13 protein-coding genes are annotated in these 14,992 nt (G+C 65.8%); 12 read left to right on the top strand and 1 reads right to left on the bottom strand.

The window, feature by feature from the left end; all coding sequences use genetic code 11:
• Positions 1–94 precede the first annotated feature (94 nt).
• From PA27867_RS01760 to PA27867_RS01810, 12 genes are all read left to right on the top strand, one after another.
• Positions 95–1,396 carry an ABC transporter substrate-binding protein gene (locus PA27867_RS01760; RefSeq protein WP_066592371.1) on the top strand — a complete coding sequence of 434 codons (1,302 nt, stop codon included), beginning with the start codon at positions 95–97 and terminating at the stop codon, positions 1,394–1,396.
• Positions 1,397–1,479: 83 nt separating this feature from the next.
• On the top strand, positions 1,480–2,448 hold the full coding sequence (locus PA27867_RS01765) for a carbohydrate ABC transporter permease (RefSeq protein WP_066592375.1): 969 nt from the start codon (positions 1,480–1,482) through the stop codon (positions 2,446–2,448).
• 2 nt (positions 2,449–2,450) lie between these two features.
• The gene (locus PA27867_RS01770) at positions 2,451–3,356 is read left to right on the top strand and encodes a carbohydrate ABC transporter permease (protein ID WP_066592377.1); all 906 of its coding nucleotides are present in this window, start codon (positions 2,451–2,453) and stop codon (positions 3,354–3,356) included.
• A 19-nt stretch (positions 3,357–3,375) separates the two neighbouring features.
• Entirely contained in the window at positions 3,376–4,392 is a 1,017-nt protein-coding gene (locus PA27867_RS01775) for a LacI family DNA-binding transcriptional regulator (RefSeq protein ID WP_066592379.1), read from the top strand.
• A 157-nt stretch (positions 4,393–4,549) separates the two neighbouring features.
• On the top strand, positions 4,550–5,569 hold the full coding sequence (locus PA27867_RS01780; protein ID WP_066592381.1) for a LacI family DNA-binding transcriptional regulator: 1,020 nt from the start codon (positions 4,550–4,552) through the stop codon (positions 5,567–5,569).
• A 186-nt stretch (positions 5,570–5,755) separates the two neighbouring features.
• Positions 5,756–5,884, top strand: a complete 129-nt coding sequence (locus PA27867_RS21285; protein WP_257784140.1) for a hypothetical protein — start codon at positions 5,756–5,758, stop codon at positions 5,882–5,884.
• The gene (locus PA27867_RS01785) at positions 5,881–6,591 is read left to right on the top strand and encodes an L-ribulose-5-phosphate 4-epimerase (protein WP_066592387.1); all 711 of its coding nucleotides are present in this window, start codon (positions 5,881–5,883) and stop codon (positions 6,589–6,591) included. Before PA27867_RS21285 ends, PA27867_RS01785 begins: the two co-directional genes overlap by 4 nt.
• Positions 6,591–8,123, top strand: a complete 1,533-nt coding sequence (gene araA, locus PA27867_RS01790; protein WP_066592392.1) for an L-arabinose isomerase — start codon at positions 6,591–6,593, stop codon at positions 8,121–8,123. Before PA27867_RS01785 ends, araA begins: the two co-directional genes overlap by 1 nt.
• A 126-nt stretch (positions 8,124–8,249) precedes the next feature.
• Positions 8,250–9,329 (top strand): multiple monosaccharide ABC transporter substrate-binding protein, encoded by a 1,080-nt coding sequence (gene chvE / locus PA27867_RS01795; protein WP_181445888.1) that lies wholly within the window; start codon positions 8,250–8,252, stop codon positions 9,327–9,329.
• A gap of 84 nt (positions 9,330–9,413) precedes the next feature.
• Positions 9,414–10,943: a multiple monosaccharide ABC transporter ATP-binding protein gene (gene mmsA / locus PA27867_RS01800; RefSeq protein ID WP_066592395.1), complete on the top strand. Its 1,530-nt coding sequence runs from the start codon at positions 9,414–9,416 to the stop codon at positions 10,941–10,943.
• A gap of 33 nt (positions 10,944–10,976) precedes the next feature.
• Entirely contained in the window at positions 10,977–12,218 is a 1,242-nt protein-coding gene (gene mmsB, locus PA27867_RS01805; RefSeq protein ID WP_066592399.1) for a multiple monosaccharide ABC transporter permease, read from the top strand.
• Positions 12,219–12,570: 352 nt separating this feature from the next.
• Positions 12,571–13,617 carry a type IV toxin-antitoxin system AbiEi family antitoxin domain-containing protein gene (locus PA27867_RS01810; protein ID WP_157109079.1) on the top strand — a complete coding sequence of 349 codons (1,047 nt, stop codon included), beginning with the start codon at positions 12,571–12,573 and terminating at the stop codon, positions 13,615–13,617.
• Positions 13,618–13,811: 194 nt separating this feature from the next.
• On the opposite strand, the gene PA27867_RS01815 is transcribed toward PA27867_RS01810, so the two are convergent.
• The gene (locus PA27867_RS01815) at positions 13,812–14,873 is read right to left on the bottom strand and encodes a LacI family DNA-binding transcriptional regulator (RefSeq protein ID WP_066592407.1); all 1,062 of its coding nucleotides are present in this window, start codon (positions 14,871–14,873) and stop codon (positions 13,812–13,814) included.
• Between the last annotated feature and the right edge of the window lie 119 nt (positions 14,874–14,992).

The raw sequence follows: 14,992 nt of genomic DNA on the forward strand, positions 1-14,992 counted from the left end.
TGTGAATTACTAGTACCGCTCCCAGCCGCTGGCGAAATCACCGGCGATATTCTCGGGCGCCACTCACAGCACCAGCTTTCATCAAGGAGGACGAATGCGCACGTCAATTCGGGTCGGGGCCGTGGCCATGGCCACAGCGGCAACGCTGCTCATGTCAGGTTGTTCGGCGAACACGGGTGGCGGTGACGACGGGCCGGTTGAACTCAACTACTGGGCCTGGGCGCCGAACCTGGAGCAGGTCGTGGACATCTGGAACGAAGACAACCCCGACATCCAGGTGACCGTGCAGAAGCAGGATGGCGGCGACCCCGCGATCACCAAGCTGCTCACGGCCATCAAGGCCGGCAGTGGTGCACCCGACCTGATCCAGGCGGAGTACCAGAAGATCCCCACCCTGGTGTCCTCCGATGCGCTTGCGGACCTGAGCGAGTACGGCGCCGGCGACATCGAAGACTCCTTCGCCGACGGCGTATGGGACTCCGTCACGCTGGGCTCTGACGCCATCTACGCGATCCCGCAGGACAGCGGCCCCATGATGTTCTTCTACCGCGCCGACATCTTCGAACAGCTCGGCCTGAGCGTTCCCACCACCTGGGACGAGTACGCCGACGTCGCGCGCGCCGTGCACGCCGCTGACCCGGCCAAGTACCTCGGAACCTTCTCGTCCAACGACGCCGGCTGGTTCACCGGCATGGCCCAGCAGGCGGGTGCCTCCTGGTGGGGCATCGACGGCGAGTCCTGGAGCGTCGACATCGACAAGACGCCGACAGAAACCGTGGCGGGATATTGGGGCGGCCTCGTCGAGGAGGGCGCCATCGACAACAAGCCGATGTATACGCCGGAGTGGAACGCCGGGCTCAACAACGGCAACCAGGTCGGCTGGCTGAGCGCAGTCTGGGCCCCCGGCGTGCTCGGCGGCAACGCGGCCGACACGGCCGGGCTCTGGAAGGCGGCCCCGATGCCGCAGTGGGACGCCGACGCACCCGCCACCGGCAACTGGGGTGGCTCGTCCACCGCTGTGACCACGCAGTCCAAGCACCAGGAAGCGGCCACGAAGTTCGCGACCTGGTTGAACACCGACGCGGAGGCCGTGGAAGCACTCGTCAAGACCTCGGGCATCTACCCGGCCGACGCCGCCCAGGCCAAGGCGGCGCTGACGTCACCGCCGGAGTTCTTCTCCAACCAGCCTGACTTCTACGATGTCGCCGCTGATGTGGCCGCCACCGTGAGCCCCTTCACCTACGGGCCCAACGTGAACGTGGCCTACAGCGCCTACAACGACGAGTTCGCAAAGGCGGCCGACGCCAAGACCCAGAGCGCGTTCCTGGATGCGGTCGCCGCGATGCAGAAGATCACGACCGAGGACATGAAGAAGAGCGGCTTCACCGTCAAATAGCACCTCGCCGTATCCCCGGGTCCGTCGGCCATCGTCGGCGGACCCGGTCCCCCCATCCACGACCCCACGATTGAGGACAACTCGTGACAGTGACAGAGGCCCCCGCGGCCGCCAGGACCAGCACGCCGCCGGTGCGTAGAGGCCGAGGCACCTTCCGATCCAGGGTGGTCGTGCCGTACGCGATGCTCGCCCCCGGCATCATCCTGTTCGTGACCTTCATGGCCGCGCCCATCGTCTACACCCTGTTCCTGAGCTTCCAGAAGACCAAGGTCTCGGGCCTCGGGCTGGGCTCCGGAGCGCGCACCGCGGTCTTCGCCGGGATCGACAACTACGTGACCACCCTCACCAACACCGAGTTCGGGGCCAGCGTCGGCCGGGTGCTGCTGTACGGCTTCATCCTGATCCCGCTGATGCTGGGTCTGGCGCTGCTCTTCGCACTGCTGCTGGACTCGCGCCGCACCCGCGCGGCCGGCTTCTCCCGCACCGCCATCTTTCTGCCGTACGCGGTTCCCGCCGTGATCAGCTCGCTGCTCTGGGGCTTCCTCTATCTGCCCGCCGTGAGCCCGTTCTACTTCGTGTTCGACAAGCTGGGCTGGGACGTGCCATCCCTGCTGTCCGCCGGTGGCGTGACCTTCGCCATCGCCAACATCGCACTCTGGGGCGGCGTGGGCTTCAACATGATCGTCATGTACACCTCCCTCAAGTCGGTGCCCTCCGACATCTACGAGGCGGCCAAGCTGGACGGCGCGAGCGAGATCCAGATCGCGCTGCGGATCAAGATCCCGATCATCGCCCCGGCCATCGTGATGACCGCGCTGTTCTCCATGGTCGCCACGCTGCAGGTCTTCGCCGAGCCCACCACGCTCCGCCCGCTTACCAACTCGCTCTCCACCAGTTGGTCGCCGCTGATGCTGGTCTACCGGGATGCCTTCACCCGCGACGACATCTACTCGGCCGCCGCCACCTCGATCGTCATCGCCCTGGTGACCTTCGCCTTCTCGTTCCTGTTCCTGCGCGTCGTGCAGAAGCGCGCCTTCGGCCAGGAGGACTGACCATGACCACCTCATCCACCCTCGTCCGGCCCGACCGTGCAGAGCGCAAAGCTCAACGCGACTCGGCGCGCACCTTCCGGCAGAAGGCCAGCCCGGTCTCCACCGGCATCCTCATCATCGGCGCGATCTACTGCCTGTTCCCGGTTTTCTGGGTGCTGATGGCGTCGAGCAAGGACAGCTCCGAGCTGTTCTCCACCTTCACCCTGATGCCCAGCAGCCACCTGTGGGACAACATCGTGGAGCTCAGCCAATACCGCAACGGCCTGTTCTGGCGGTGGGTGCTCAACACCGCCATCTACGCTGGCGTCGGCGCACTGGCATCCACCTGGATCTCGGCGATCTCCGGCTACGTCCTGGCCAAGTTCGAGTTCCCCGGCAAGAAGGTGGTTTTCTCGATCCTGCTGATGGGCGTGCTCGTGCCCGGAGTGATCCTGGCGATCCCGCAGTACTTCCTGCTCGCCGAAGTCGGACTGACCAACACCATGTGGTCGGTGCTGCTGCCCCAGATCATCAGCCCCTACGGCATCTACCTGGCCCGGATCTACGCGGCGGCCTCGCTGCCGACCGAGGTCATCGAAGCCTCCAGAACCGAGGGGGCCGGTGAGCTGTACATCTTTAACCGCATCGCCCTGCCAATGATGGGCCCGGGTCTGGTGACGATCTTCCTGTTCCAGTTCGTGGCCGTGTGGAACAACTTCATGCTGCCGTACATCATGCTCGGCGACGACAAGCTGTTCCCGGTCACCGTTGGGCTCAGCGGACTGCTCAACCAGGGCGCCTCGGCACCGTCGATGTACACCCTGGTGATCACCGGAGCGCTGCTGTCCATCATCCCGCTCATCATCCTGTTCCTCGTCTTGCAGCGCTACTGGAAGGTGGACCTCGCCGCCGGCGCCGTCAAGGCCTGACGATCGCTAGGATTCACACGTGACCCCGCCCCCCGCGAAGCGCCGCCCGACCATCGACGATGTGGCCGCGGCCGCCGGCGTGTCCCGCGGCACGGTGTCCCGGGTGCTCAACGGCGGCCACTGGGTGAGCCCGGATTCCCTGGCCTCGGTCAACGCCGCGATCAAGAAGACCGGCTACCGGGTCAACCCGCACGCCCGGAGCCTCGCGACGAGCCGCGCCAACTCCGTGGCCTTCCTCCTCACCGAAGCCCACGAGCGCCTGTTCGAGGATCCCAACTTCGCCGTGCTGATGCGGGGAGCCTCCAAGGCCCTGTCCGCACACGATATTTCGCTCGTGCTGATCATGGCGGGCAACGAAGACGAACAGCGCCGCGCCACCGAGTTCATCACGGCGGGCCACGTCGACGGGGTGCTGCTGGTCTCTTCGCACAGCAGCCGGCGCGGGCTGATCTCCGAGATCATTGCCGCCGGTGTTCCGGCGATCGCGTGTGGTGTGCCCTTGGGATTCGAAAAGAAGATGGGCTACGTGGCCGCCGACGACTACGACGGCGCCGGCGAAATGGTGCGTTACCTCGCCGGCCTCGGACGCACGCGGATCGCCACGATCGCCGGCCCCGAAGATACCTCGGGCGGCATACGTCGGTACGACGCCTACGTCGATGAACTCGGCGACGCCTTCGACGCCTCGCTGGTGGCGCGCGGCGACTACAGTCGGGCCAGCGGGGCGCTGGCCATGACCGAGCTCCTACAGCGCAACCCGGACCTGGATGCGGTCTTCGCCGCCAACGACGTGATGGCCGCCGGTGCCATCGACGTGCTTCTCGCCCAGGGCCGGCGGGTGCCCGAGGACGTCGCCGTCGGCGGGTTCGACGATGCCCCGATCGCCACCATGACCACTCCCGCCATCACCACGATGCACCAGCCGTTCGAACGGATCAGCGAGGAGATGGTGCGTCTGCTGCTGCGTGTTATCGACGGAGAGCGACCGGCGGCCATCGTCCTGCCCACCGACCTGGTGGTGCGCGCGAGCGCGTAGACCGCCTCCGACGGGCCCGTTTGCAATTGTGACTGTCACATTTGCTCTCTCACCTCTCATGTGACTGTCACATCGTGGATGCCGTGCGGGTCCGACCCGTGCATAATTGGGGTGCGTTCACATTTGTGACCGTGCACATTCGAACGAGGCCTGTCCCGTGTCAGCTGAATTGCCCAAGAGTCGCGCACCCAGCATCCGGGATGTCGCGCGCCTTGCCGGTGTCTCGCACCAAACGGTCTCGCGAGTGCTGAACAACCATCCGAGCATCCGCGATTCCACCAAGGCCCGGGTGCAGCAGGTCATGGAGGATCTGCAGTACCGGCCCAACCGTGCCGCTCGGGCGCTCTCCCGCGGCACCTCGCGAACGATCGGTGTTCTGTCGGCGTCGAGCTCGCAGTACGGACCGGCCAGCAGTATCGCGGCCATCCAGGATGCCGCCAGGGACGCCGGGTACTACGTGAACACGGCGAACCTCACCTCGGTCGACCCGGAGTCGATCGAGGCGGCCCTCGACCACCTGATGTTGCAGTCTGTGGAGGGGATTGTCGTGATCGCCCCGCAGATGCGGGTCTTCGACGTGCTCGAGCAACTCTCGATCGCGGTGCCCTACGTCACCCTGCAGTCAACCGGGCGGCTGAACGACCACGGACTCTCCGTCGACCAGATCTACGGTGCCCGCTTGGCCACCCGACACCTCATCGACCTCGGGCACCGCAACATCTACCACCTCGCCGGCCCGCAGGACTGGATCGAGGCTGAGGCGCGAATGCGCGGCTTCCTGGACGAGATGGGAGCCATGGACGTGCCGACAACCGCACCGATCCTGGGCGACTGGACGGCCGACTTCGGGTACTACGCCGGCCGGGAACTCCTGCGGGTGCGTGACTTCACGGCCATCTTCTCCTCGAACGACCAGATGGCACTCGGCCTGATGCACGCCATCCGCGACGCCGGGCTCGATATCCCCGGCGACGTCAGCGTGATCGGTTTTGATGATATTCCGGAAGCGGCACACTTCTGGCCGCCGCTCACCACCGTGCGCCAGGACTTCTCCGAGCTCGGCCGGCGCTGCATGGCCCTGCTGCTCGACGACATCACGGACGGGCCCGAAGAGCAGCGCAGCGCCATCATCCCCGAGCTCATCGTGCGCGCGTCCACAGGGCCGCCCGCCTTCTAACTGGCCGGCGGCTCGGCGGCCGCAACCGCGATCCGGGACCCCTGTACGGGGCGTTACGCAAAAGTGACCAACCGAACTTGACAGATGATTCCCAGATGCGGCTAACATGAGGTCAGCAATGTGACCGTTCACATTGGGTGTCACATATGCACCACCAGCACCACCTCAGACAAGGGAGTCGATTCTGTGAGCACGTCCACCGCTCAGCACGCCGCACCGGCAGCCGCTGCAGACGAGTCACACGTCACCGGAATCGACCACGCACCCTCCTCGGACCGGTCCCGTGCCGTCGACACCGAGTCGGTGTTCGCATGAGTACCTTTGGACCGCAGATTGAGGTGGCGATTGCCCGGGTTCGGGCGGATATCGCCCGGTTGCACGGGGAGTTGACCAGTAATGGTCTGGTCGTGTGGACGGGCGGGAATGTGTCGGGTCGGGTGCCGGGTGCGGATTTGTTCGTGATCAAGCCGAGTGGGGTGGATTACGCGGATCTGGCGCCGGAGAACATGATTCTGTGCGATCTGGACGGCGCTGTCGTTCCGGAGACGCCGGGTTCGGACCGGTCGCCGTCTTCTGACACGGCCGCGCACGCGTACGTGTACCGGCACATGCCCGAGGTCGGCGGGGTCGTGCACACGCATTCGACCTACGCGACCGCGTGGGCGGCGCGTGGTGAGGAGATCCCGTGTGTGATCACCGCGATGGCTGATGAGTTCGGCGGCCCGATTCCGGTCGGCCGGTTCGCGATCATCGGGGACGACACCATCGGGCAGGGCATCGTGGAGGCGTTGACCGGGCACCGGTCGCGTGCGGTGCTGATGCAGAACCATGGCCCGTTCACCATCGGCAAGGATGCCCGCGACGCGGTCAAGGCCGCCGTGATGGTCGAAGACGTCGCCCGTACGGTGCACCTGGCCCGTCAGGGTGGGGAGCTCATCCCGATCCCGCAGGACGCGATCGATTCCCTCTTCAACCGTTATCAGAACGTCTACGGACAAGCACCGCAAGGAGCACTCAAGTAATGTCACTCTCCACCCCCACCGCCCTGGCCACGACCCTGGATTCCTACGAGGTCTGGTTCCTCACCGGCAGCCAGAACCTCTACGGCGAGGAAACCCTCAAGCAGGTTGCCGAGCAGTCTCAGGAGATCGCTCGTGCCCTCGGGGCCTCCGCCGACGTGCCGGTCCGAATCGTGTGGAAGCCGGTCCTCAAGGACGCGGAGTCGATCCGCCGGGCCGCGCTGGATGCGAACAGTGATGACAACGTGATCGGGTTGATCGCGTGGATGCACACGTTCTCGCCGGCGAAGATGTGGATCGGTGGCCTCGACGCGCTCCGCAAGCCCCTGTTGCACCTGCACACGCAGGCCAACGTGGAGCTGCCGTGGAGCGAGATCGACTTCGACTTCATGAACCTGAACCAGGCCGCGCACGGCGACCGGGAGTTCGGCTATATCCAAACCCGTCTCGGTGTGTCCCGGAAGACCGTCGTCGGCCACGTGTCGAACCCGGCCGTGACCGCGTCGATCGGCACCTGGACCCGCGCTGCGGCCGGGTGGGCGGCGTCCCGCAGCATGAAGCTGGCTAGGTTCGGCGACAACATGCGTTACGTCGCCGTGACCGAGGGTGACAAGACCGAGGCCGAACTGCGGTTCGGCGTGCAGGTGAACACCTGGTCGGTCAACGAACTCGCCGACGCCGTACACGCCGCCACCGACGCCGACATCGACGCTCTCGTGGCCGAATACGAGACCCTCTACGACGTCGCCGCCGAGCTCAAGGTCGGCGGCGACCGGCACGGGTCACTCCGTTACGGCGCGGCGATCGAGCTGGGATTGAAGTCGTTCCTGGAAGCGGGCGGGTTCAGCGCCTTCACCACCAGCTTCGAAGACCTCGGCGCGCTCAAGCAGCTGCCCGGCCTGGCCGTGCAGCGCCTCATGGCGCAGGGCTACGGCTTCGGCGCCGAGGGCGACTGGAAGACCGCGATCCTCGTGCGTGTGGCCAGCGTCATGGGCGCGGGCCTGCCCGGCGGGGCAAGCCTGATGGAGGACTACACCTACGACCTCACCCCGGGAGCGGAACTCATCCTCGGCGCCCACATGCTCGAGGTCAACCCCGCCCTGTCCACGACCAAGCCGACCCTGGAGATCCACCCGTTGGGCATCGGCGGCCGCGAAGACCCCGTCCGCCTGGTCTTCAACGCCGACCCCGGCCCCGCCGTGGTCGTCGCGATGAGCGACATGCGCGACAGGTTCCGCCTCGTCGCGAACGTCGTCAACGTCGTCGAACCCACCGAAGCCCTCCCGAAACTGCCCGTGGGCCGCGCGGTCTGGAGCCCCGAACCCGACTTCGCCACCTCCGCCGCAGCCTGGCTCACCGCCGGCGCCGCCCACCACACCGTCATGTCGACCGCCGTCGGCATCGAGGTGTTCCACGATTTCTCCGAGATAGCCCGCACCGAGCTCCTCGTGATCGATAAGACCACCACCCTGCGGGACTTCACCCGCGAGGTGCGCTGGAACCAGGCCTACTACCGCCTCGCGCAAGGCCTGTAACACCCTGCATCACCAACACACAGCACCATCAGCTTTTTACGTATTGACATCAATGTCGATTGACAACACGAAAGGAAACACCCAGTGAAGTTCAAATCACTCCTCGGCGTCCTGGCAACTGGAGCCATGGTCGTATCCCTCGCAGCCTGTTCAGGCGGAGGTTCCGGCTCTGACGCGGGCGCCGGCGACGGCGGCCTCGTGGGCGTCGCGATGCCCACGAAGTCCTCTGAGCGCTGGATCAACGACGGCAACGCCGTCAAGGAACAGCTCGAAGCCAAGGGCTTCAAGGTCGACCTGCAGTACGCAGAGGACGACATCCCCACCCAGGTTTCCCAGATCGAGAACATGATCACCAAGGGCGCCAAGGCCCTGATCGTCGCCTCCATCGACGGCACCACGCTCACCAGCGTGCTCCAGGACGCCGCAGACGCCGACATTCCCGTCATCGCCTACGACCGACTGATCCGCGACACCGACAACGTCAGCTACTACGCCTCCTTCGACAACTTCAAGGTCGGCCAGCAGCAGGCTTGGTCCATGCTCAACGGCCTCGGCCTGGTCGGGCTCGACGGAACGCCCACCGACGGTGCCCCCGCCGGCCCGTTCAACGTTGAGCTCTTCGCCGGTAGCCCGGATGACAACAACGCCACGTTCTTCTACAACGGTGCGATGGACGTCCTCCAGCCGCTCATCGATGACAAGACCATCGTCGTCAAGAGCGGCCAGACCGACTTCAACACGGCGGCGACGCTGCGTTGGGACGGCGAAGAGGCACAGAGCCGTATGGAGAACATCCTGACGTCGACGTACTCTGACGGCAGCAAGGTCAACGGCATCCTCTCCCCGTACGACGGTATCTCGCGAGGCATCATCTCTGCCCTCGAGGGCGCCGGCTACTCGACGGGTGCTGAATGGCCCGTCATCTCCGGCCAGGACGCCGAGCTCGACTCGGTCAAGGCCATCGTTTCCGGTGAGCAGTACGCCACCATCTTCAAGGACACCCGCAAGCTGGCCGAGGTCGCCGTCTCGATGACCCTCGCCCTGCTGAACGGTGACACCCCGGAGATCAACAACACCACTGACTACGACAACGGCGTGAAGGTTGTGGACTCCTACCTCCTCGACTCCGCAATCGTGGTCAAGGACAACATCACGGAGCAGCTGGTTGACAGCGGCTACTGGACCCAGGCCGAGATCGACGGCTAAGAGTCACGTGTTCTGACCGGCCGGCGGGGCTCACGCCCCGCCGGCCGGTCACCACAAAGCATTAGACCTCAGAAAGGAACGCACGTGACCACCAACATCCTCGAGATGCGCGGTATTACCAAGACCTTCCCCGGCGTCAAGGCGCTACAGGACGTGACGCTCAATGTCGCTCGCGGCGAAGTTCACGCCATCTGTGGTGAGAACGGCGCGGGCAAGTCCACGCTTATGAAGGTGCTCAGCGGGGTCTACCCGCACGGCACCTACACCGGCGACATCGTCTTCGAAGACGAAGTCGTTGAATTCAAAGACATTCGGGACAGCGAAGCCAAGGGCATCGTCATCATCCACCAGGAACTCGCCCTGAGTCCCTATCTCTCCATCGCGGAGAACATTTTCCTCAACAACGAACAGCGCGGCGCTCTCGGCCTGATCGACTGGAACAAGACCAACAGCGAGGCCGTCAAGTTGCTCGCCCGCGTGGGCCTGCGCGAGAACCCGACCACCAAGATCATGGACATCGGTGTCGGCAAGCAGCAGCTCGTGGAGATCGCCAAGGCCCTCTCCAAGCGCGTGAAGCTTCTCATCCTGGACGAGCCGACGGCCGCCCTCAATGACGAGGACTCCGACCACCTGCTCAACCTGATGCTGCACCTCAAGGGCCAGGGGATCACCTCGATCATCATCAGCCACAAGCTGAACGAGATCAAGAAGGTCTCCGACGCCGTCACGGTCATCCGCGATGGCAAGGCCATCGAGACGATCGCAAAGCAGGAGGTCACTGAAGACCGCATCATCAAGGACATGGTCGGCCGCGACCTCGAACACCGCTACCCGGACCACACGCCCAACATCGGCGAGGAGATCCTGCGGGTCGAGGACTGGACCGCCCACCATCCCCAGGACCCCACCCGGGTCATGGTCGACAACGTGAACCTGAACGTGCGCCGCGGCGAGATCGTCGGCATCGCCGGCCTCATGGGCGCCGGACGCACCGAGTTCGCGATGAGCCTGTTCGGCCGCACGTACGGCAGCCGCATCAGCGGCAAGGTCTTCAAGGCGGGCAAGGAGATCAAGACCCGCACGGTGACCGAGGCGATCGACAACGGTATCGCCTACGCCACCGAGGACCGCAAGACCTACGGCCTCAACCTCATCGAGGACATCAAGCGCAACATCTCGATGGCATCCCTCGGCAAGCTCGTCAAGGGCGGGCTCGTGGACGACAACGAAGAATTCAAGATCGCCAACGAGTACCGCACGAGCATGAACATCAAGGCACCGACCGTGCTGGCCAAGACCGGGAAGCTCTCCGGTGGTAACCAGCAGAAGGTCGTGCTGTCGAAGTGGATCTACTCGAACCCCGATGTGCTGATCCTGGATGAGCCCACTCGCGGCATCGACGTCGGCGCCAAGTACGAGATCTACGCGATCATCAACGCCCTCGCTGCACAGGGCAAGGGCGTCATCGTGATCTCGTCCGAGCTGCCGGAACTGATCGGCATCTGCGACCGCATTTACACCCTTTCCGAGGGACGCATCACGGGAGAATTCCCCATTGACGATGCCAGCCCGGAAACCCTCATCAAGCACATGACCATGGAAAAGGCCCGTTAGCGTCGGCGCTATCGGAATAGGAGAAACGTCAAAATGAGTGATCTCGACACCAAGCCGGCGAGCAACACGGCCGCAGGCGCACAAGTCAATCCCAGCAACTCCAAGGTGGGGGCCTGGCTCAGCCACGTCGTCACCGACCTCGGCAAGAACGGTATCTTCATCGCGCTGATCGTGGTGGTTGTGCTGTTCAGCTTCCTGACCGACGGCATCCTGCTGCGGCCGCAGAACATCTCGAACCTGATCGTGCAGAATGGCTACATCCTCGTTCTCGCGGTGGGCATGGTGATGGTCATCATTGCCGGCCACATCGACCTGTCGGTTGGATCGGTCGCCGCCTTCGTCGGCGCCGTGTCCGGTGTGTTCGCGGTGAACTGGGGCCTGCCCTGGTGGCTGTCCGTCATCCTGTCGCTCCTGGTCGGCGCCCTCGTGGGTGTCTGGCAGGGCTTCTGGATCGCGTTCGTGGGCATCCCCGCCTTCATCGTGACCTTGGCCGGCATGTTGATCTTCCGCGGGCTCGCGCTCGTGGTGCTCGGCAACGCCAACATCGGTTCCTTCCCGGCCGAGTACCGCGCTCTGGGCAACGGCTTCCTCACGGACATCTTCGGCGAGTTCGAGCTTGACCCGCTCACCTTGGGTGTCGCAGCCCTGGCGGTCATCGCCCTGATCGTGCAGCAGGTGCGCACCCGTCGCGGCCGTGCCTCGTACGGCCAGGAGGTTGAGCCGCTCGCCTGGTTCATCGCCAAGCTCGTTCTGATCACCGCCGGTATCGGCCTGTTCGCCTACGCCCTCGCCTCCTACAAGGGCATCCCGGTCACCCTGATCGTGCTGGCCGTGCTGGTGCTGGTCTACGGCATCATCATGAACCGCAGCGTCTTCGGTCGTCACATTTACGCCATCGGTGGCAACCTGCACGCCGCTGAGCTCTCCGGTGTGAAGACCCGCAACGTGACGTTCTGGCTGTTCGTGAACATGGGCGTGCTCGCTGCCCTCGCCGGCCTGATCTTCACCGCTCGCCTGAACCTCGCCGGCCCGAAGGCCGGTGACGGCTTCGAGCTCGAGGCCATCTCCGCCGCCTTCATCGGTGGCGCGGCCGTTCAGGGTGGTGTCGGCACCATCGGTGGCGCCATCATCGGTGGTCTGATCATCGGTGTGCTGAACAACGGCATGTCGATCATGGGCATCGGCATCGAGTGGCAGCAGGCCGTCAAGGGCCTCGTGCTGCTCCTCGCCGTGGCCTTCGACGTCTACAACAAGCGTCGCGCCGGCGGCCGCTAACCGCCCCGCCCCGCACCATCCGACCGCTGGCCCCGCATCCTCTCTACGGATACGGGGCCAGCGGTCTCTCTGCGCCCGCCCCTCCCGCCCCGCCCGTCCTTACGCCCGCTCGCAGCAGGTGAAAGTGCTCGCGGCAGGTGTTCATGCTCGCAGCACGTGTTAATGCGCCACCTTTCGCACGCTGCGAGCACTTTCGCACGCTGCGAGCACTTTCGCACGCTGCGAGCACTTCCACACGCCGCGAGGAGGGACCGCGTGCCGGGCAGACCTCCACAGGGGCGGTTGTGCACAGGTTGTGCACCGAGCGTGGGTGGGGCCCGTGCCGCGGCGGCGGGGGAGTGACGCTGGCAGCATGGTCACTTCCCAGCGTCCCACCCCATCTCACCCGGTTCTCCGTCGCACCGAAGTCGTGGCACTGCGTTTTGGCGGACTGCTTCCGTCCGCGGCCCTGTGGGAAGCCGGGGTTCCGCCTCACAGCCTCCAACGCCTCTGCGTCGAGGGCGTGCTGCACTGCATCCGCCGCGGCGTCTATGTGACGGAGGAGCGTTGGCGACGAGCGGATGCCGGCGAGCGATACCGGCTTCTGGTCCGGGCGACCGCCCTGGTGGCACACAGCCAGCCCGTTTTCTCGCACCAGTCCGCGGCGGTGCTGCACGGCCTCCCGATCATCGGCGGATGGCCCGACACGGTGCACACCATCACCTCCGGTGCCAGCGGAGGCAGTAGAAACCGATTCACTACCGGACATCAGGGGCCTGCTCCGGAGGTCGTGGAGACCACATCAGGCTGCCAGGTGACATCGCTTGCGCGCACGGTCGTCGACGTGGCGGCGTCATCCTCGCTGCTGGTCGGGGTGACGATGTTGGACCACGCGCTGCGGGTGGAGACGGAGCGAGCCGCGCGGGAACGGGGCCGAGGCCCACGGGAGGGCGGGCTCGCGGCGCCGCGCCCGACGGGGGTGACCAAGGAGGAACTGTATTGCGAGCTGGACGCCGTGAATCCTCGGACGGGGCGGCGCCGGGCGGAGCAGGCCATTGCGTTTGCGAGCCCGCTCGCGGCGAACCCGGGGGAGACGCTCAGCCGGGTGCGGATCTTCGAGCTGGGCTTCGAGGTGCCGGAACTGCAGGTGCGCTTCCCCGACATCCTGGGCGGTGACGCCTGGGTGGACTTCTTCTGGCGCGGGGTGCGCAAGATCGGCGAGTTCGACGGGTTCCTCAAGTACGGATCGGGGCCGGTGCTCGGTGATCGCGACCCGAGCGCGGTGGTGTGGGCGGAGAAGCAACGCGAGGATGCCCTTCGGGCCCGCGTGAACAGTTTCGACCGGTGGGGCTGGGATCTGGCGTACTCGGCGGCCCGGTTCTTCGCGTTCCTGACGGAGCGGGGTGTGCCCAGGGCATGAGGAGATCTCCGGTAGGCGGTAGGCGGTGGCCGGTGGCCGGTGGCCGGTGGCCGGTGGCTGGTGGAGGCCCGGCTGCAAGACCCTGGCCCCGAGTCGTCCGATCCACGGGCGATTCGTCATCGTGAGCCGTTGGCGCAATCCGTCAGCGTGAACCGTCGGCGTAATCCGCCGGCGTGAAACGTCCGCGCGGGTGGTCACGCGGTGGCTGACCGGCGTTCTCTGGCGGCCGGCCGGCGGCCGTCTGGGGGGTCGGGCGGGTAACTCTGGGTAGACGCGCGCTCGATGAGTTCGGGGACCGACTGGCGAATGATCGAGTCGTCGCCGTTGATCCGGTCCAGGAGGGCGCTGAGCAGGTCCCGGCCGATGCGCTCGAAGTCCTGCCGCACGGTGGTGAGCGGGGGAGCCAGATATTCGGCCTCTGGGACGTCGTCGAAACCGATCACGCTGATGTCACCGGGAACCGATCGGCCCCGCACGGTCAGCGCGTGCATGAGGCCGATGGCCATCTGGTCGTTCGCCACGAAGACCGCGCTGAGGGTGTCGAGGTCGCACTCCATGCCGAACCGGTACCCGGCCGACGGCGACCAGTCGCCCGTTCCGATCACGCGGGTCTCGAGCCCTCGGGAGGCCAGCTCGTCGCGCCAACCCCGCTCGCGTTCCCGCGCATCGACGGAGTCCCGGGGCCCGGCCAAGTGCGAGATATGCCGGTGACCGAGTTCGGCCAGGTGCGCGACGGCGCTACGGGCACCTGTGTACTGATCGGCGCCCACGGTGGTGATGCCGGTGCGCGGCGTCGCCTCCAACGCCACGACCGGGATGGCCAGTTCCATGCCCGCTACGACGTCGACGATGCCCTGGTGGCTGGTGATCACGGCGATCCCCTCCACGTTCTGGCGCAGGAAAGCCTCGACCACGGCCCGGATGGACGCCGGTTCGCTGTCGATCATGCTGGCGGTGAACACCGACCAGGACGCATCCCGGGCCGCGGCGTTGAAGTAGAGCTGGGTGGACGACGGCCCGAACTCCGGCACGCCCGTGGCCATCAGCCCGATCGTGCGCGAGCGCCGGGTGACGAGTGCGCGCGCGGCCGGAGAAGGCACGTACCGCAGCTTCTTGATCGCCTCTTCGACGCGCACCCGCGTGGAGGCCCGCACATTGGGCAGGTCGTTGAGCACCCGGGAGACCGTCTGGTGGGACACCCCGGCCAGACGGGCGACGTCGAAGATCGTCGCCTGACGAGGTGTGTCCTCTCTCACTGGGTTCCCTCTTCCGGCGGCCTGTATCGCCCCGCGACAGCGGGGCCGGACGACTCACGCCGGAGGTCGACAGTCCCCGCCGAATAGTGTCCTAAAACGAACTGTAGTCGAGTGCCCGC

This window comes from Cryobacterium arcticum, assembly GCF_001679725.1.
GTDB lineage: Bacteria > Actinomycetota > Actinomycetes > Actinomycetales > Microbacteriaceae > Cryobacterium > Cryobacterium arcticum_A.